Consider the following 18495-nt stretch of genomic DNA (forward strand, 5'->3'; position numbering starts at 1 on the left):
TTCCTCAATGACCAAAACCCCGCACAGCCTCCACAATCAGCAGAAACACCGCCATCGCCGACGCCCCCAAACTGCCGTACACGAGTCGAATCATCTTGCTCTGGCGCGATTGCACTGTGGTGACAGCCCCTTCCAGCGCGGCCTGCGCGACCTGTATGGCCGTGCAATGCTGTTCGTTCTGACGCCGTAGCGCGACGTCATACTGTTCCATCTGCGCCTGCAATGCGCTGCCCCGTGCGTCGAGTTCGCGCATGTGAGTCAGCCACTGAGCGCGCATCTCGTCGATAAGCCCACGGACGTCCGAGCCAAGCGTTTCCATGCGCGCTGCCGACTGCCGATCCAGCGCGTCCACACGCGCATGCCATTGTTCGTCGAGCTTTCCAAGTCCATCCAGCACCTGATGAATGCGAGCATCGTGCGCACGAATTCCGTCGCCGATAGACATCTCGATGGACGAAAAGCGCCCATTTGCATCCGCGCGATGACGATCCGTGTCTTTGACGAAGGCTTCGAACGCATTGAAATGCTCGCTGGTCTTCGCGGACGTCAGCGCGCCTTGCTCGCTCAGGTCTTCGATACGCGCTTCCTGGTTCCGCGCGCGACTGAGACTCTCCGCGAGCGCTTCGTCGATCGTCTTGCGAAGCTCGCCTCCCTCCACCGCCGCCGCGCGCTGCATCTCCTCGATGCCCGCGAGGCGTGGCTCGATTTGCTCGACCAGCGCAACCGGGATCTTGCGCACCTCGCGGACTACGTCGCCCTTGAGCGTGCCCAACTCGGACGTCAGGTTATCTTCAGAGGTCTTCCTGATCTCGTTGATTCCCCGCGAGACCGACTTCTTGATCTCCTCGACCGCCGTATCGACCTTGACTCTGACCGTGCCAGCCTCGCGGGACAAACGCTCGCCGACCGGATCGTTGATCATTTTGATCAACAGCGCGCTGAGACCCGCTTCGGCGGCGCTGGCCGTTTCCTGCATACTCATTCGCCCTCTCCATCCATAAGGTTCGCCAGTTCGTGACTGACGACCTGTTCATACATCAAACGATAGAACGCCCGCGTCGAATCGGTTTCGTCGTGGAAGAGACGTCGCGCCCCGTCGAGCGCCGCATCGTGTGCCCGCGCCATGTGTGCACGAAACTGCTTGCTGTGCTCGACGCTGCGCTGCATGCGCGTTTCGAATTCCTCGCGTTGCTGTTCGGCGAGCAAGCGTTCGTCGTGAAGCGATTCAAGCGCGGCATTCCTCTTGTTTACCGCCGCAATCGCCAGTTCACGCGTCGTTTCGTGTTCTCTCAGCTTCTTCTTCAGCGCGTCGGCCTCGGCCTTCATCTGATCCGCGGTCGTCTTGCGGGCTATGTTGACGAAACGCTTGCGCGCGGTGCGCACGGCATCGACGAACTCGTCGTAATCGCTATCGAGCGCGGAAAAAATGGGCGAATAGCGGTCGATATAGTAGTTCTCCAACCGGTCGATCACACTGTCGATCTCGCGAACGTTGGGCGACGCGCCCAACTTCGCGAAGAACAGGTGGGCGTTGTCTCGATCGCCGCTTTCGGGCTGATCCCGCTCGCCGATATCAAAGCACTGTGCGCTCGACTCGTTCCACGCCTCAAGAAGCCTGTCGCGCGCATGTTGCGCGGCGTTCGCCACATCGGATGGCCGTGCCAGCGACGCTTTCGATGGCACGATATCGCTCCATGGAAATCTGGCTTCGATTTCGGCGTCCAGCCGGTCGGCTTCGGCGGCCGATACCAGCGCTTCCCGCCGCTTTCCGAGCGCGACGCACTCCTTCGCCAGCCCGTCGACATGCGACTGAAAGCCGCTCAGCACGCGCCTTTCCTTGTCGATCCGCTCGGTCAGTGCTCGGGGGGTTTCCGCGCTCTCCTTGTGGAACGTGGCCATCTTCTCATCGGCTGCGTGTTGAATGCCGAAGGCCATCCGCATCCGCGAATATGGATTGGCGACACTCCGAACGCTCTCCATGAAGTCGGTCCAGAGTTCGTCGGCCGCGCCTTTCGCGCTTTCGAAGTAGTCGCCACCCGCCTGCTTCAGAGCGGCCCACGACTGGCCGAATTCGAGCGGATACAGATAGCGCGCAACCTCGGACGTTATCGCGATGTCATGAGATCGCAACTCTTTAATCAACCGCTCGCGAACCTCTCCGATCGTGGGGGCGTGCTCGATGAAATACTCTCGGAGACTGGCCGACGAGAACGAGTACGTCAGAACGACGCGGAATCGCATCGGAAAGCTGGTCCAATCCTGTAACTGCGGCAGTTGCAGTTCGACCGGACGCAAAAAACCGAGGTTGTTGATGCGCCCCACGAGTACGACCAGATCGGCGTTGAGCACATAGGTTTCGGCGATACGTTTAACGTGCTCGGCTTCGTTTTTGTTCGCCGCGTTCAGCCCCGGAAGATCGAGCAGACGGATGTCGGACGAAAACGCTTCGCTCTCGGACGAGAAACACCGGCGCGGAATAAACACATCGACGACATCCGGCGCAGTCGCCGCGCCCGCTTCCACCTGCTCGCGCAGCGCGCCGAACCACGCCACCGCTTCGGCGTTGTCGAGCGACGCGCTGTTCGAGCCGAGATGCCAGCTGTCGTCCGACGACTTGCGATAGCGCAGCGCGGTGACCGTCGATGACGTGCCGACCGGCCGTCCCCCGCGCAGCACTTCTCCGACTTCGGCGGCATGCTCGCTACCAATTCCAAGCATGTCGAGCATCAGCGTCGTTTTGCCGACTTGCGTCGAACCGTACACGACAACCGTCACGTGCTCGGATCGACCGACACCCGAGGTGAGTTCGGGATCAATGCCTTTCACGAAATCCGCGAAGGCATCGAATGCCCATTGGTGACGCGTTTCGTACAGGTCAAGCCAGAACTTGTCGATCACGGACGTCGCTCATCAGGTTGAGGCGGGCGCGTTCGAGCGCGGCGAGACAGCGCAGCATCTGGTCGCGGAAACCGGACGACACATCGATGCGATATGCCTTCGCGAGCGTGCGGTGCATGCGCTCATTGATCTGTTCCATCAATTGATCGTAGACGTGAAGCTGATGCGCGATATGTTCGTTGCTCAGGTGATCCATCACCGTGTTGATGTAGCCGAAGCGCGCCGCATCGTATTGATGCACTTCCTTGATCGCCGAGTGAAGCAGGAACCCGGCGGCCAGAACGCCCGACGCGATCAGCGAGGCCGTCGCGCCCGCGGTCGCGGCCGCTGCCGTACCGGCCGTGCCGAAGATCGCGTGAATCATCGTCGGGATCGTGTCGACCGAACCGTCGATGATCACGTCCACGGCGAGAATGCAGCCCACCGCGCGCAAGATGCTCTTGAGCGAATCGCTCGCTTCGAGCGTGCTGCCAAGGTTCTTCCCGGCGTCGCCCAGCTGGTTCGCTGCGACGCCTTTCTCGGAGTCCTTCAGCTTGCCGAGTCTCGCACGCAGTTCCGGTTCCGCAACCACCATGCCCTGATTGATACGAACGAATTCCATCATGATGGCCGGGATCAACTCGACCACGCGTTGCAGCGATTCATGATCGGTATGGCTCAGATCGGTTGGAACGGCGGGTTCATCGTTTGGGACGACCAACGCGCGCTTGAGCCCTGACGTCACATGCGGCGCCGCCCACGACGGTTCACCCGACCTCTCTATGGCGCCGCTCTTGTACCCGAGCATCGGCAGCATCGGCGTGTTGGCGAGCATTCCCTCCGCGGCGGGAGAATCTATCTCGAGATACGACTGGCTCATGCGCGACAGCACGCAGAAGTCGCTGTCCAGCAGGGTCGCCGGTCCTTCGCCTGCGGGCGCGCTCCAGCTATCGACGATTCGCCGGATATGCGTCTGCTCATCCGCGCCCGATTGCAGCATCATGAAATTCTTCACCTGACGAAGCTTGTTCTGCAGACCGACTTCTTCGTTCTGGTAGCGCTGCCTTGCGGTCTCTCGCGCGCGGTTCGCATAGACGCGCGTCTGGCTGCGCAGTTCACGCTCGTATCGGAGCCGGTACGTGGCAGCCGCCGTCGTGAAATGCTCCACGATGACCGTGCGATGGCGTTCGGCCACCGACTGCATCATCGCCTTGTCGACCAGCGAGTTCTCGATACGCTCCTGCAAGTCGGGCAGTTCGCTGTCCAGCAGATCGAGCATGTCTTCAATGCGCAGTTCGGCCGACTCCGCCGCGTGCAGCGCATAGCGGTTCAGCGCGGTGAGCAGCGCTTCGGACCATTGCTTGACATACTCGTCGCCCACGCCCGTCGTGACGACGCGGTCGCGCTCGTCCTCCGGCACGCCGAACACTTGCGCCGCGCGCTCGACAACACCCGCGCGATCGTTCGGCTCGAGGCTCTCCGTCTTGCTGGCGACGATGATCGGCTTGCGTCGCGCCAGACAGGTACGAGCCAGATCCTCCGCGATCTCGCGCTGGCTGCTTTCGGCAAGGCGCGCCGCCTCGGTCACAACGACGGTGCCAAGCGCGAGACGCAGCGTGCGGCGCATGAGCTTTTGCCAGACGGTGTTGTCTTCGCTCTCGATCTCGTAGCCGGGAAGCAACACGAAGCCCATCTTGCTGCCGTTGAAATGAAGGCGCGGCACGAGCAGCTTCGGCAATAGTTCGATCTTGCCTGCGTCGTCGCCCCAGCTTCTGATGCGGTTCCCAAAGTCTTCCGCGCTGAGCGGTTCTTCTTTTTCGTTCAGCTGCCCCGTCTTTGGGTCGATGCATTGCACGACGCCCTGCGGTTCGCTGATCCCGTCCTGTTCGACGATAAACACGGGCACCTTCTCGCCACGGCCTTCGTTGTCGTCAAGCCAGGTGCGGTCCAGACCGTACAGTTCGCGCATCAGACGTGTCTTGCCCGCCCCCTGACTGCCCGCGACGGCAATGTAATAGCGCTCGTTGAGTTCCCGCATGATCTGAAGCTTGCGGACCACTTCCACGATGGCCGCCGTGTCGGCTTTGTCGGCGCCGGTGCCGACACTCGCCTTGAGGACGCCTGCCAGCGCGCTCGTCAGTTTCTCGATAGATGCCGTGTTGAATGCCATGTCTTTCTCTTATGTTTGTTCGCGTGCTTCGAACCGGCTTCGAACCGGTTTCGAACCGGGGGCTAGGCCGCTTCGTCCGCGGGCGCGAAATTGGGTGCGCCGTCGTTGATCGCCTTGATTTCTTCCTCGAACCCCGGCGCCGCCTCCGCCATGTGCGGCGGAATCACGACGCCGTGCAGTTGCGCGCGCAAGTCTTCCCAGCGCTCGCGCAACACGGCCCAGTTCACTTCGTCGTAAGTGCCCTTGAAGACGATCGGCCTCACTTCGATCTGCGGAACCGGTGCGTCGCGCCGTGGATCGCGCAGCGTTTCGCGCATCATTGATTCCCACAAACTACCGAGCCGATCGACGCGCCCGATCTGCTGTTCGACCACGCCCGGATTCCATTCCGGATGCAGCAGCACGACGGACCGGCACGCCTTGTGAAGATTCAGACCTTCGCGCCCCACCAGCGATTGCGCGACCAACACGCGCGGGAAGCTGTGCGCGCGGTTGAACGCGAGTTGAAGCATTCGCCGCGTCTCGGGCCGCGTCTCGCCGAACATCAGGCGCGCGAAGCCACCTTCCGGCCGGTTGTATTCGTCCCTCAACCGCTCTTCGACGGCCGTCCACGCGGCGTCGAAATCGAAGTCGGCGAGATCCGGGTGATCGCCGCCGTCCTGGCCGTCCGAACGTTCGACGTCACGCTCGTTCGTGGCTTCCATCAGCTCGATGAAGGCACTCGTGTAGACCGACGCGTTGCCCTCTTCCATATCGCCGGCGCGCAGTTCGTGCATCGCACGCGCCACGAGCGCCAGTGCGCTGGTGCTACCCGTATCGGTACGCGTGTCGTTGATCGCACGACGGAAGGCCTCGAACATGCCGCGCGCGAAGCGATGGGTGGTGTCGTCCGCGAAGCCCTTCTCGATGTTCTGGATCAAACCGGTGCGATAGCGCTCGCGCTCCGCTTCGAGTTTCCCGTACTGACGATCTAGCGCCGCGTCGATTGCCTCACGCTCCACCAAGCCGGGGCGCCCCAACTGACGATGGGCCGCAACGACCGCTGGCCACTCGGTGTCGTGCACCTTGCGTCGCGGCCAAAGATCCGTGCCATTGCTATCGAGACAACGCAGCATCGCGCGCGCATTGAGCAGATCGACGAGACTGCGCAGCGGCCGGGTGAAGCGGCCGAACACCAGCACCTTCTCGCCGAGCGCGGTCGTTTCTTCTATCGCGCCGATCGCCGCGCAAATTGCGGGGTGGTCGTGCAGCGCACTCTCGCTGCTCAGGAAGGCGCGCGTCGCGGCGTCGAACCACCATTGCGCGCGTTGCTTCGACTTGTCGTCGGCCTCGCGCAACGGCGTTGACTTGGCGGCGTCTTCGTTGCTTTGCTGCGCTTTCAGATCGTCTTCCTGACGCCGGTCGGAGACCTCGTCGTAGGTTGCTTTGTCAATCAGGCTGGCGATGCCGTGGCCATTTCCCACCGTCAACCGCAGCCGCTTCGCTTGCCCGCTCCAGCTCGCATCCGAGCCTGCATCGACCAGGGACAGCGCTTCGGCCGCACATACGGCCTGTTTCCATTCGGACGACAGCGTCGCCGGATCGACGAGGATCTCCCTCGTGCGCCGATAGGCATGATGCGGCTGGCCCGACAGGCGCTCGAACTCACGCACGAATTCGTCCTGACGTTTGTCGCGGCGCAGGACGTAAGGCGCGAGTGTCTTTCTGAAACGCTTCGCGGCTTCGAAATAGACCTTGCGCGCGTCCTCGTTGCCAATGCACTGACGCACGCGCGAAACCGCTTTCGAGTAGTGCTCGATGGCGTCGTGAATGTTCTCGACGGGCGCACCGATTCGGCCCAAAGTCTGCTTCCATTGCGCCGCGTCGAGTTCGACGGGCGTCGCGGTCAACGCCATGCGCCGCGCCTTCTTCGACGCGACGATCACGTTCCCGAGCAGCCTCGACAAGCCACTCTCGTCGCCGCGACTCTTGTGCGCTTCGTCGATGATGACGAGATCGAACTCGCCGAGCCCCGTGCCCACCGCGCGTTCGAGCAGCTCACGCTGCGCGCCGCCGCTGTAGTAGGCGCCGCCGCTCTTCAGGTCGCTGAACTTCAGATCCGGGACAGCCGTGCCATCGACCAGCGCATCCAGCCATCTCGCAATCTGCCCATCGGGTTCGCGCATGGCCCGCTCGACGATGTCTTCGGCGGCGCGCTCGACCAGCACATCGCCCTTCTCATCACCCGCAGTGCGATGCGGTTTGCCGTTCGGCGTCTTTTTGTACCGCTGCCACCTGGCGAACAGCTCGGGCAGCAAACGCCAGCGCCAGCCCACGCGGTCCTTGCCGAGCGACCAGTTCGCGACGGCATGCGAAATCAGCACGGCGCGTTCGGCGGACCACGGGTGACGTGCGGCCGGGTCGTCGGCACTCCACGCAGAGAGGAGTTGCCAGAGACTGCGCAGCAGAAGCGGCGACTTCACCTTCCCGGCTTGCAATTCGGCGCGCCACTGAAAGCCGAGTCCCGGCGGCACGACGATCGCCACGCGGCCGCCGCATTCGATCACCGAGCGGGCGACCGTGACCGCGATGCGCGTCTTGCCCATGCCGACTTCATCGGCGACGATGATGCCGTTGTCCGGCAACGCCCGGGCGATCGCGCGCAGGCTTGCGCGTTGGCCGCGATTGAGTTGCCAGAGCCCGCCGGCTTCGCCGTTGACTTCCATCTCACGCAGCGTGTCGGCGTATTCCAGCAAATGTGCTTTTACCGCGGACCAGCCTTTGAACGGCACTTTCATTCGTTGCTCCCCAAAGCAATGCACGAAGCGACGCCCCATGCGTGTTCGATCCGCGCCAGCACGGCCTCGTAGCGGATACCTGGCGGCTCGTCCGCCGTCTCGGCGAAGGCCGGGCGAAACGGCTTCGTGCGCAGCGACGCGAGCGGGTTGAGCCCAAGCTGCGCGAACGCGATCACGCCCGGCTGATTCGCGGCGCGGCTCAGCGTCTGCTCGAGACGGTTGCACCAGGCGTTCCAGTCTTCTTCGTCGATCTGCGTCTGTCTGTGCGCGATGTTCTCGATAAGCTCCATCATCTGCCGGATGGGATAAGTGCGGCCTGTTGCCGCCGATTGCCCCGCACCCGCGCCGCCCACTGCATCGCCGCCCTCGCCGAAACCGTCAGGCGTGTCGTGATCCGGCGCGAGCGGAAAATTCGCGAGCTGCCACCACACTTCGTCGATGTCGAGCGCCGTCAGCGAGGTGGCGGCGACGCGGCCAAACTCGTCGATGACCGGCACGAGCGCGCTATGCGAGGCGCCGTTCTCTTGCCACTGCACATTCACCATGCGCGGCTGGACACCCGGCCATATGAAACCGGTCGCCGATCGCGCGCACGGTTGCCGGTTCTGATCGACGACGACGAGATCCGGCACGCTTTCCATCGGCTCGGACGGACGCAGTTCGATACCGTCGCCGATTGCGCATGCGCTTACCCATGCGATCGGCGCGGCCAGATACGCGGGAGGACGCGGGGGCATTTCCTGCCCCGCGCTCAGCGATGCTTCGCTCAACACGGTGCCATCCGGATGAATAGGCAACACGTTGCTGACCACGCTCGCGGGCGGGACGCCGCGCCCCGCTTTCCATCGCAGGCCAGGCGCGGCGAATAGAACGCCCGCCTCGAGGTTGCCGCCCGCGCGGCTCGCTTTTGCGATGAAGCCCGCGTGGGTCAGATTGCCTGAACCGAGATACAGCCACGCTCTGGTGCAATCGTTCGAATTCTTGAGCTGTTTTGCGGCGAAGATGAACTTCGCATGCAATGCGCGCGCGGTCTCGTTCGAGTTACCAAAGACTTCGACAGGCGTATGCGCGCGGCGGACCGTCACGCCACGCTCCGCGAGTTCTTCCACTGCTTGCGCGACGGCCTGGCAGGCATTCGGATTGACGAACAGATCAATCTCGCCGCCCTGGGCAATGTGCCCGCGATCTTTGAGGGCATCAATGATGCTCATTACCGCGCGGGGTTGTGCGCCATCGGCGGCGGATTCGAAGAAGCCCGAGCCCATTGCGAGACGGTTGCATTTCGCGCCGCTCGTCGCCTGGTCGATTTTTGCCGGCAGTTGCGCGAGAAACGAAAGCGTGCGGTTGTCGAAGAAGCGCGCAGTTTCACCGCGTGCCTTCCTGCCGCATGCGTCGATCCACTTGCTCAGCAGCGCATCGGCGTCCGCCGCTTCGCCCGGCGACGCACTGCCTTGAGACCCGATCATCCGGCAGTCGAAGTTGGGCTTCAGCCAGGTCATCAATTGCCAGGCCGCATGAATATCGGCGCAATCCTGCCCGACACCTTCGTTATCGTTGCCGATACGCTCGCTCGATACGTCGATGCAGAACGCGAGATCGAGACTTTCTTCGAGCGTCTGCCTGGTCCAGTTTCCGGTCGAAACGATCAGCCGCACGAGCCATCGCGACGCGTCCATCGGATCGCGATAGCCGAGCAGCGCGACCTTCGCGTGCAGCAGCCTGAAAGGCCGCGCGGCAGCGGCGCGCATCGGCAGATGCATCAGACCGGGAACGTCGAGCGTCGAGACCATCGGGTTGCCGTCGTCGAGCATCATGGCAAGCGAGATCCGACCGATCCCGGCACGCCGCGCGTGCGTCTGTCCCGTGAACCGCTCGATCGCGTCGTCCATGAAAGCGGCATCGGCGGAGTAGCCGCAGAGCCAGCCGAAGTGCCCGATCCATGCGTCCGGCGCGTCGAAGTGCTGCGTCAGCGAAAGACGTTTGATTGATTTTTTGTTCATGCCTGTTTCGCCCCGTCCTATTGATTCGCCAGCCACTGATTCAGCTCCCCGCGCAGGTCGGCATTCAACAGAAACAGGTTGCGAATCCGATACGAGATGCCTTCGGGCCACTTGTCCTCGCTATGCGCGGTGGGGACCGGCAGATCCGGATCGGCTGCGCTCGCGGGCGCGGCCGTTACGCCCTGGAACGCGGGGCCGGGAACGATGTCGGTCGACTTGAGCCGAAGCACGCGCTCGTCGCGGGCGACGAGTCCGGCAAGACGCACCGTGGGATCGCGCTCGACGCATTGGCGGCAGAACCGGTTTGCTTCGGGATCGTCGTGGTCTTCGTCGATGAACCGTTGCGCAGCGGCATGGAGCAGGTCCATTTGCCCGGCAACCGTTGCGGGAATCGGATCGCCGAGCGTAAAGCGCTGCGCGGCCGCGTTGTTGCCGATATGCGCCTCGAGCGCGTCGAGCACGTCGAGCGCCGCATCGCGTGCCCGGAAGAATTGCGCGCCCGCGCGAAGATCGCGCCAGTGAGCCTCGCTGATGAAGTCCGTGGGGCGGTCATTCCACGTGTGCGCGCGGGCCGGGTTGTCGCGGACCCATTCGACCCATCGCAGCGCCGCGTAGCGGCGCGCCTGCTCGCGGTCCGGCGCGCGATCGCCGCTCACGAGCAACTGCTGCGTGATGATCGCGCTGGCGTCGGGCGTCAATTGGGTGAGCGGCGACAGCGCGCCGCGAAGCTCGCTCTTGTTCGTGAGTGCCTCGCCGCTTTGCATCCAGTGCACGAGATATTCGACGACGCCACGGGAGTGGTGACACGGCTCATAGGCGCTCACCTGCGCGTCGAGCAGCGCATCGGCGACGGACGTGGTGCGGAACGCGTTGAAGCGGTTCGCGCCCGCTTCGACGATGCCGAGAGCAGGCAGCGCCTGAACGATCGACATCCGCATGGGCTGGCTGACATAGAAGCCGGACTTGCGAACCCGCGCGAAGGTCAGCGCGGACTTGCCTTCCAGCTTGCGATGGCCGCGCAGACGCGCGTCGGGCGCGTGGCCGTTCTCGACGAAACCCATCCAGCACGCAATCGCCTCGATCGCGTTGGCGGCTTCGATGTTCGTCACTTCGAAGCGCCGCTCGCGCGCCTTCTCCGCTACGCGAACGCCGAGGGCAGCCAGAAACAGCTGCTTTGCGTACCACACGCCGCCCAGTCCCGGAACGGCCATTTCGTTAAACGACCGGACGGATGCGCCAAGATTCAGCGTGCGCGTTCGACGTTCGGTCACCAGCGTTTCAGGGCCAAGAAGCCCCCACGACATACTCATCAACGTACCGTTTGTTCTTTTGTTTTGTGAAATCGGGAAGTCTGCCACTCGCCGGCCAAGGGCCGATCACGTCATCTTTTGCGTCAGGTCGTTCCTCCGGTAGATGGAGCGATTGCATCAGTACAAATGTGTCATCCGTATGATTTTGCAACGCGCATTGGACAATTCATGTCCCAAACCACGTTTAAATTCACAGAGGTTCACTTTGCGGAAGTCAACGTCACTTATTGTCGGCCCGACGCGAATTTTCTTTAGCATCCGACGCTTTTCTTGTTTGTCTAGCCGGTGGGTTGTCCGGCGGCAGCAATGCGAATCCGGCGCCCGAGCCCGGCGCGATGCCGCTCCCGCAGCCATGCAACGCCTGCCTCGAAAAGGTGTCGACGTCCAGTTCGACAGGAAGTGAACCAAACCGTGGGAGGTCAATTCATGCCACTCTTCGCGCACTCGGCGAGTTTGTAACTGCAGAAACTGGTGGTCAACGCGGCGAGTTTCTCAACCGAAAATTCTTCGTTGAGGACCGCAACTCTGACCTGTGCAAGGCAATGCGCTCCCTCGTCCGTCCATCGCATTTGTTGTTTCTTCGTCATGCGATGGCTGACAACCAAGTTCACCGCGGACTCGGCAATGCTGCTACTGATAGGTAGCCCCTTGTGATAACGCATGCCATAGTTCACGAGCGTACCGGCGTTGTTCTCGATGTAAAAGTACAGGCGACGCAGGTTCCAGTACAACGTGGAGAACTCGTAGCCTTCCTTAGCCAACAGCGTGGCATTCGTGGCCTTGATATGCGACACCGATTGCCGGCCCTTTCCATGCCACATCAATCACTTGGCGTGATCAATCTCTATCTTGAAGCGGGTTTCAAACCCGTGAACGGGTTCCATATTTAGTTCGATCGACAGCTGCGACATTACTATTGATAAAATCTGTTATCGATAGTAACGTTCCGACCAGAACGCAGACAGGTCAATGAGCCGTTCACGAACCCGTCAGCTTGCGGTTGACGGAAAAAGAGGCAGTCGGGAGGGCTTAGTGGCGGTACCTGATCCAGGCCACTGCGATGCCGCCGATCACGTGGATCAGCGCAACGAGTACCCTGGTCGGATCGAGCTTTTTCATCCACAGCCTCGTAAACGCAAAAACCCGCCTCACGGGGCGGGTCAGAAATGCAAAAGGCCGCTCGAGGCGGCCTTTTGCGAAGTGTCGGGGCGCACGAACGCCCACTGGCGAAATACTACGCGATATCCGCCAACAAAAACAGGCCCCGGTTCCATGGTTCAGGTGTCTGTCCGGATTCGCGGTCGACCACCGCACAGCAAGGAAACAGGATGGACTACCGCGTTAGCTATGAACACAGCCTCGCCGATACGCCGGACGACTTCATCGCCCAGGTGCCGGACCAGCTTGTCACCGACGTGCCGGCCACCGTGCCGCGCGCGCTGCTGCCGGAGTACATCGCCGGGCTGATCCGCGGGCGGTCACCCAGGATCGGCCGCATCCGGAACCTGCGCATCCTGTGAGTCAGGACGACAAAGGGAGGTCTCTCATGCCGTCACGCCCCGATACCGGCCCCGGGATCGCCGAACGGCTGGACCGGCCGCTGACGTCTGCCGAATTCCACCAGCTCGCGGCTGTCCCGGCTGAAGCCGAATGGTTTGCCAATCTCGACAATCCGCGCACGCGCCGCGCGTACCAGATCGACCTGCAGGACTTCATGGCTTTTGCCGGGATCCGGCGGCCGGATGAATTCCGCATCGTCACCCGCGCCCATGTACTCGCGTGGCGCAAGGTGCTCGAGAACCGTGCGCTGTCGGGCGCGACGATCCGGCGCAAGCTCGCTGCGCTGTCGTCGCTGTTCGAGTACCTGTGTGAAAAGAACGCGGTCGACTTTAATCCGGTCAGGGGCGCGAAGCGTCCGAAGGTCGACAGCAACGAGGGCAGGACGCCGGCGCTCGGTGATCATCAGGCCCGTGCACTGCTCGATGCGCCTGACCCAACGACGCTCAAGGGGAAGCGGGATCGTGCGATGCTGGCCGTGTTGCTATATCACGGGCTGCGTCGCGAGGAACTTTGCCTGTTAAAGGTCCGCGACATTCATGATCGCCGCGGCGTGCCGCACCTGCGCGTGCACGGCAAGGGCGGCAAGACCCGTTACGTGCCGCTTCACCCGGCTAGCGCGGAACGCCTCCACACCTACCTGGAAGCGGCCGGCCACGCGAAGAAACCGGACGCCGCCTTATTCCAGCCGACCCGGAAAACCGGCAAGGCGATCACGGCCGACGGCGTATACAAGTGCGTGGTCGCGTATGCGGCGCAAGCACGGATCAGCGTGGAGGGCTTCGGGGTACACAGCCTGCGTGCGACCGCTGCGACCAACGCGCTCGACCACGAGGCCGACATCGCGAAGGTGCAGGAATGGCTCGGCCACGCGAACATCGCGACCACGCGGATCTACGACCGGCGCAGGAGCCGCCCCGAGGATTCGCCGACGTTTAAAGTGGCATATTGAATCGAACGGCGCGGAAGCGGCGAAGAAGCAGGACGGACAGGCACGAACGTTGATCTGCTTCGGCGCGCACCGAAGGTTGGTCGTAACGACCCGTGCCCGTACAGTTGAGGGTTTGCGGAATACCGGAACGGTGAACCGACTTAGTAAAGGAAAAGAAGCAGGGCCGTCGATCCTATTAAACTTGCCGTCGCGCGAATAGCCCACGACCTGTCGGACGGATACTACGCCTTCCTGGTAGCACACCAGGTTGCCGTCAATCCGCTGTCGATCAATTCGCTGCCGCCCACGAAGGTTTTGGGGGGAAGTCAGACTGGAGAGATCAACCGAAAGGACGGCACGTTTCACACTCTCGATCTGCGGTTTTATCTCGACTTGCTTCGCGAGGATCACGACCTCCAAAGGCACTTCCTTCGCACTTGGGCGATGGGCGCGCTATTGATGTTAGGGGATGAACTCGGCGATCATCGATACTTCGACCACGCACCGATCCTTGAGCTGGTCTATCACCTGCGCAATGGCATCGCCCACGGCAACACGTTCAATATCACCGACGAGGGTAAGAAACGCCTGGCGAAGCATCCGGCCCACAACCGCAATGCGGGCGTGAAGAGCACGCTGGGAACGGTGTATGAGATCATGCCCAACCTGACCGGGCCGGTTCTCTTTGATTTCATAGGTGCCGCAGACGTGATCGATATCTTGCAGTCGGTCGAGGTCTATCTCTCGCGATAGGCGGAACAAAGAACGCGCATGGAAACCGCTAGGACCGGACTCGAACTTGCATTTTCACTAGGCAATGCTGCCTACACGGCCGGCGATGACGTGTTATCTCCAAGGGAGGATGCGTGTCGAACGGCGCCTGTCGCTTGCCGCTTGACGGGCGAATTGATCAAGCTCTGACAAGCCGAAATAGCCGCCCATGCCCCCCTTCGCTTAGCTAGCGGTAGCTGTGCCGGCAGATCTGCGCTGCCGTAGCGCAGATCACACCCGGCGAAAACACCACGCTATCCACCCAGCCAGGATAAAACCGCCTGTAAGCACGAGGACAGCTGCGCCTATCGGATTTACCTGGCAGGCGCGTAGCACAGCGGGAATGCAATTGAGGATTCCGACAACATCAATTCCGCGAACCATACGAAGGGCTCCATAGTTAGCCCCGAACGAGCTCTGCTTATCAATCTCGTTCGGCATGGGTAGCTGTATGCAACAGATCCGGAAATTTAGAAAACAGGGGGGATTTCTGGAAACTTACGTTTTTTTGATCGTTGCTCGCCAAACGTGATCCACCGATGGCCGCGCAGGGCTGCGTTTATGCGTTTTAGGTCCCGGACGACGAACTGCTCGAAGCTCCTTGTCGACGCGCTGGCAATGATCCACCAGTTCCCTGCAATATCCTGCGTGTTGCCCGGTAGCGAGATACGCGCGCCATACGGCATCAATCTTCGACATTCCGGCTCCGGTCTGCTGGGCCACTATCCGTTCGATGTGCTTTGCTGACGAGGGAGGCGGCCCAGGCATCTGGGATCGGCCGCCTTTATAACGCTCCTGAAGGCTTGCCAGATGGCGATACATCGTCATCATCGATTCGACAATTTCCGTATCGGTTGCTCGGGCCACGGAATTGACTGGCGCTTTTCTGCCATCTATTTTGAGCGTTCGTTTTATGGCCTGGCTCCCCGTGTCGTCGCTGGTCCCGCGGAGCTTCAGCAGGTCATCAAATACCTCGTCGATCAGAAACAGCACGCGGTCGCGTAGCGCGCTGATTACACCGTCGTCTACTAGTGGCGCAGCTATGCCGTGAGCTTGGCTGGTGTAGTCTTCGAGATTTTTCTTGTATGCCGGCCAGTGCTTTTCCGCAGCCCGAAAGTGCTGGTATGCCTGCCAGATGAACCGACCATGCCCGTGCGTGTCGTACAACTCCAGCGCGTTCGTCGCGGCAGCTATCGATTCCGGATAGAGCGTCATCGGGTCATGCGCTTTCCAGAAAATGCGGTTGGCCTCATTGATATCAGAAAGTGTCTTCTTTTCGCTCATGCCGTGTCCGCTCCTGCGACGAACTACTTAGGGTGGTGGCCACATGTCATTTGTGCTTTTGAGCGCCGAGCAGTTTGGTAACCTACTCAACGCTTAAATGCGGATCCGCTCGACCTCATCGAGGCTGATGTAATCGCGGCGCCGATCGTACAGCTGCGTGGTGCGGCTTGATACGTGGTTCGCCATCGCGACCGCGCTTTCGAGCGTGCCGCCGTTTTTCAGATAGGGGTGACCAAAGATTTCTTGAGGCCACCCCCACTCGGCAACCGGCCATTCGATTTGCCCCCGACGACCGTGGCGGGGCCTACCGGAGACTGCGGCGAATACCACGCCGCAGAGTGGTGCGAACTATGGAGTCGCGGGTCGCCGACAGCACCCGGAGCTGCGAACGGGTTACGGCCGGTTTGCTCTTGCGCGGTCGCAACGACGCGCGCATCTGATGCTTCTTGGTCAAAAGCGCGTGCAACGTCAAGCGCCCGCAGAACAGCGAAACCGACTCTCAGAAGCGCAAGTCTTGGCGTCCTATGGAATGATCATCGGCCACCACGCTGGCATGTTTTCGTGTTGGGCCAGCACCGAACCATTCTTTACGATGGCTACGGGACGATGAGTATTCTGCCCGCCGTCCCGATCCCGTGAGTTATCGAAGAACATTGCTAGCGGTACGATCTGTAGGGCCTTTTGTGCGTTGGCAAAGACGCGCGGGAACCGAGTGTGCTGCACGTCGGAGGGCACATCATGCCCTCCCGTCGCAACCCGGCCGTGGACGCGCTCTTGGGCAAGATCGACGTCATTGAGCCCAACGAACAACATCACAACGTAGTAGCCTGCTTCCACTCCACGTTGCAACTCCGCGAGCTTGTAACCATACGGGTCCGAAAAGACGGTCTCGAAGACGAAATGACATTGAGCGCCAGAGGGCGCGGACAACATCAGTTCACGACGACGCGTTGCTTCGGATTGCGCCTGAAGGGCAGTCTCCTGAGTCTGCGACGCGTCCGGATATTCCTGCGCCGCCTCGTTCAGCTCACGCTCAATCTCGTCGGCGTTGATGTACTCAGCCCCCACGCATCCTCAAGCATCGGTTCGAGCAATTGACGCCATAGCGTGCTCTTGCCCGCCCCATTGGGGCCGGCGATCATGACCATCAGGGATTTGTTCCCCGCGCCTGCGCCGAGCTCGTCAAGGAACGCGTCGAAAAGCTGCTCACCTGTCAATCCAGATCCATCCCGAACTTGTTCGCGTTCTTCCGCAGGTTTCCGATGCCCTTCTTCAATGCGACGTGCTGCTCAGTGCGATGTCGTTGGGTACGCGCAGTCGGGCTGGTGGCTCGCGCCAGCAGCTCATATACCTGCGCGAACTCGCCAGGATCCAGCTGCGGTGCGCAGAGTATCTGTAAAAGCGTCGTGTTCGCTCTGGGACGGGTTCGACCAGGTATTTCCCGGCAAGCGGCGCGTAACTGCCCCATTGCTTGGCCAACTGGTACAAGCGCCACAAGCGGTTGCGGTTGGACAGATTGAGTTTTTCCATCCGTTCGGTACGTAACCATGCGTACACCGTGATGCGCTCGATGTGCAAAACTTGTGCAAGCTGCGTGACGTTGAGTCCGAATGCCTCGCGCAATTCTTCCACCATCTCTGCTGGCGTAGTCAGCTTCGGTTCGGACTGACGCTGCGACGAACCGAGTTTGAAGGGTAGCGGCACCGCAGTGTTGACGCTCGTCCCAAGGTATTGCCAGAGGTCGCTAAGGCCGATCACTATTGTCGGCACGGCCGTGCCACAGTCGACCGACTCGGCCGTTACCTGCCGAACACTGGTGGCTCCGGATTGACGCCACATTGCATTTGATCCGATCGTCCAGCCCAACTTCGCATCACGCTCGGAAGCGTAGATCATGTGTTGTCTCCTGTTGCTGCTTCGGGATCCCATTCGCGCCGCGCCAGCGGAGTAATCATGGTGCGAAACGCCGACGATACGTCGGTGTGCATTTGGGTGAACAGTTGGCGCACTTCTCCGCTCTGTATGAACCGATGCGGACAGGCATCATCGAACATCCGGCGTACGTGACGGAAGTCAACGTCGGACTGCTCGGGCAGTTTGACTTCGTCTTCGTCTGTGTAGACAAGGGGCCCGCGCGGAGATTGATTTGCTCCCATCTCATCGACCAGGGCGTGCCCTTTATCGACTGTGGCATGGACATGTCGCTTTCCACCGCACAGCAGATCTTTGGCACGTGTCGGGTCACGATAGCCACGCCGGCCAAGAGCAAGCATTTCTTCGATCGAGCCCCAACGATGGAAGATGCTGGCGATGCTCTATATGAACAGAATATTCAGATCGCCGATGCAAATGCCCTCAACGCCATCCTCGCCGTCATGCGCTGGAAGCAGCACTTCGGCTTCTATGCGATGAATTGGGACTGGCATCACCTCGAATTTGCTATCAGTGCGATGGCTCTGGCGAGGGCCGAAAGATCGGGGGGAACGGATGCGAATTGACCGGATCACGCCGGAACTGGTCGAACTTGCTCCCCGCGTGTTGCAGCCGGGGCGACTCTACATCAGTGAGAAATATCGGGCGGTCGTGCACCTTTGCTGTTGCGGATGCGGGGAAAAGGTAGTGACACCCCTCTCCCCTGCAGAATGGCAAATTCAGTTGGCGCAGGGGCGCGCTACGCTACGTCCCTCGATCGGGAATTGGTCGATGGCCTGCCAATCGCATTACTTAATTCGCGACAACCGAGTGATCTGGAGCGGGCAACTGTCGAAAAGGCAGATCAAGGCTGTCTTCGAGCGCGACCAGCGGGATCTGCAGGCGA

General features: G+C 61.3%; 15 protein-coding genes. 5 read left to right on the top strand and 10 right to left on the bottom strand.

Translation table 11 applies throughout. From position 1 onward, the window contains the following. Positions 1 to 4: 4 nt before the first annotated feature. The 7 genes from BCA01S_RS29130 to BCA01S_RS38160 form a co-directional block, all read right to left on the bottom strand. Entirely contained in the window at positions 5 to 982 is a 978-nt protein-coding gene (locus BCA01S_RS29130) for a hypothetical protein (protein ID WP_027779930.1), read from the bottom strand. Next, positions 979 to 2898: a P-loop NTPase family protein gene (locus tag BCA01S_RS29135; protein ID WP_027779931.1), complete on the bottom strand. Its 1920-nt coding sequence runs from the start codon at positions 2896 to 2898 to the stop codon at positions 979 to 981. The genes BCA01S_RS29130 and BCA01S_RS29135 overlap by 4 nt, the downstream gene beginning before the upstream one ends. After that, the gene (locus BCA01S_RS29140) at positions 2876 to 5047 is read right to left on the bottom strand and encodes a hypothetical protein (RefSeq protein WP_027779932.1); all 2172 of its coding nucleotides are present in this window, start codon (positions 5045 to 5047) and stop codon (positions 2876 to 2878) included. The genes BCA01S_RS29135 and BCA01S_RS29140 overlap by 23 nt, the downstream gene beginning before the upstream one ends. Before the next feature lie 62 nt (positions 5048 to 5109). Next, the gene (locus tag BCA01S_RS38820; RefSeq protein ID WP_027779933.1) at positions 5110 to 7824 is read right to left on the bottom strand and encodes a helicase-related protein; all 2715 of its coding nucleotides are present in this window, start codon (positions 7822 to 7824) and stop codon (positions 5110 to 5112) included. After that, positions 7821 to 9824: a phospholipase D-like domain-containing protein gene (locus tag BCA01S_RS29150; RefSeq protein ID WP_027779934.1), complete on the bottom strand. Its 2004-nt coding sequence runs from the start codon at positions 9822 to 9824 to the stop codon at positions 7821 to 7823. The genes BCA01S_RS38820 and BCA01S_RS29150 overlap by 4 nt, the downstream gene beginning before the upstream one ends. Positions 9825 to 9841: 17 nt before the next feature. Next, positions 9842 to 11095, bottom strand: coding sequence for a hypothetical protein (locus tag BCA01S_RS29155; RefSeq protein WP_156955100.1), 1254 nt, complete (start codon positions 11093 to 11095; stop codon positions 9842 to 9844). Positions 11096 to 11553: 458 nt separating this feature from the next. Then, positions 11554 to 11928 carry a hypothetical protein gene (locus BCA01S_RS38160; RefSeq protein WP_156955101.1) on the bottom strand — a complete coding sequence of 125 codons (375 nt, stop codon included), beginning with the start codon at positions 11926 to 11928 and terminating at the stop codon, positions 11554 to 11556. Between the two features lie 534 nt (positions 11929 to 12462). Between BCA01S_RS38160 and BCA01S_RS29170 the strand changes: the two genes are divergently transcribed. From BCA01S_RS29170 to BCA01S_RS29180, 3 genes are all read left to right on the top strand, one after another. Then, positions 12463 to 12654: a hypothetical protein gene (locus tag BCA01S_RS29170; protein ID WP_027779936.1), complete on the top strand. Its 192-nt coding sequence runs from the start codon at positions 12463 to 12465 to the stop codon at positions 12652 to 12654. A 26-nt stretch (positions 12655 to 12680) separates the two neighbouring features. Next, positions 12681 to 13643: a tyrosine-type recombinase/integrase gene (locus tag BCA01S_RS29175; protein WP_042319774.1), complete on the top strand. Its 963-nt coding sequence runs from the start codon at positions 12681 to 12683 to the stop codon at positions 13641 to 13643. Between the two features lie 294 nt (positions 13644 to 13937). Next, positions 13938 to 14375: a hypothetical protein gene (locus BCA01S_RS29180; RefSeq protein ID WP_169740548.1), complete on the top strand. Its 438-nt coding sequence runs from the start codon at positions 13938 to 13940 to the stop codon at positions 14373 to 14375. Positions 14376 to 14891: 516 nt separating this feature from the next. On the opposite strand, the gene BCA01S_RS29185 is transcribed toward BCA01S_RS29180, so the two are convergent. The 3 genes from BCA01S_RS29185 to BCA01S_RS38170 form a co-directional block, all read right to left on the bottom strand. Continuing rightward, on the bottom strand, positions 14892 to 15677 hold the full coding sequence (locus BCA01S_RS29185) for a hypothetical protein (protein WP_027779939.1): 786 nt from the start codon (positions 15675 to 15677) through the stop codon (positions 14892 to 14894). A 522-nt stretch (positions 15678 to 16199) separates the two neighbouring features. Further along, complete coding sequence (locus tag BCA01S_RS35490; protein WP_244146094.1) at positions 16200 to 16745, bottom strand: ATPase; 546 nt, start codon at positions 16743 to 16745, stop codon at positions 16200 to 16202. Between the two features lie 204 nt (positions 16746 to 16949). Further along, a complete protein-coding gene (locus tag BCA01S_RS38170) occupies positions 16950 to 17573 on the bottom strand; it encodes a hypothetical protein (RefSeq protein ID WP_156955104.1) in 624 nt (207 codons plus the stop codon). A 92-nt stretch (positions 17574 to 17665) separates the two neighbouring features. Here BCA01S_RS38170 and BCA01S_RS35500 point away from each other — a divergent pair, with 92 nt between their 5' ends. Continuing rightward, positions 17666 to 18175, top strand: a complete 510-nt coding sequence (locus BCA01S_RS35500) for a hypothetical protein (protein WP_244146093.1) — start codon at positions 17666 to 17668, stop codon at positions 18173 to 18175. Next, positions 18165 to 18495: ubiquitination-like system serine protease family protein (locus BCA01S_RS38825; RefSeq protein WP_084166989.1), on the top strand; the 331-nt coding region annotated here is incomplete at its 3' end. The genes BCA01S_RS35500 and BCA01S_RS38825, both read left to right, overlap by 11 nt.

The sequence above is a fragment of the Paraburkholderia caledonica NBRC 102488 genome (assembly GCF_000685095.1).
Classification (GTDB): Bacteria; Pseudomonadota; Gammaproteobacteria; order Burkholderiales; family Burkholderiaceae; genus Paraburkholderia; species Paraburkholderia caledonica.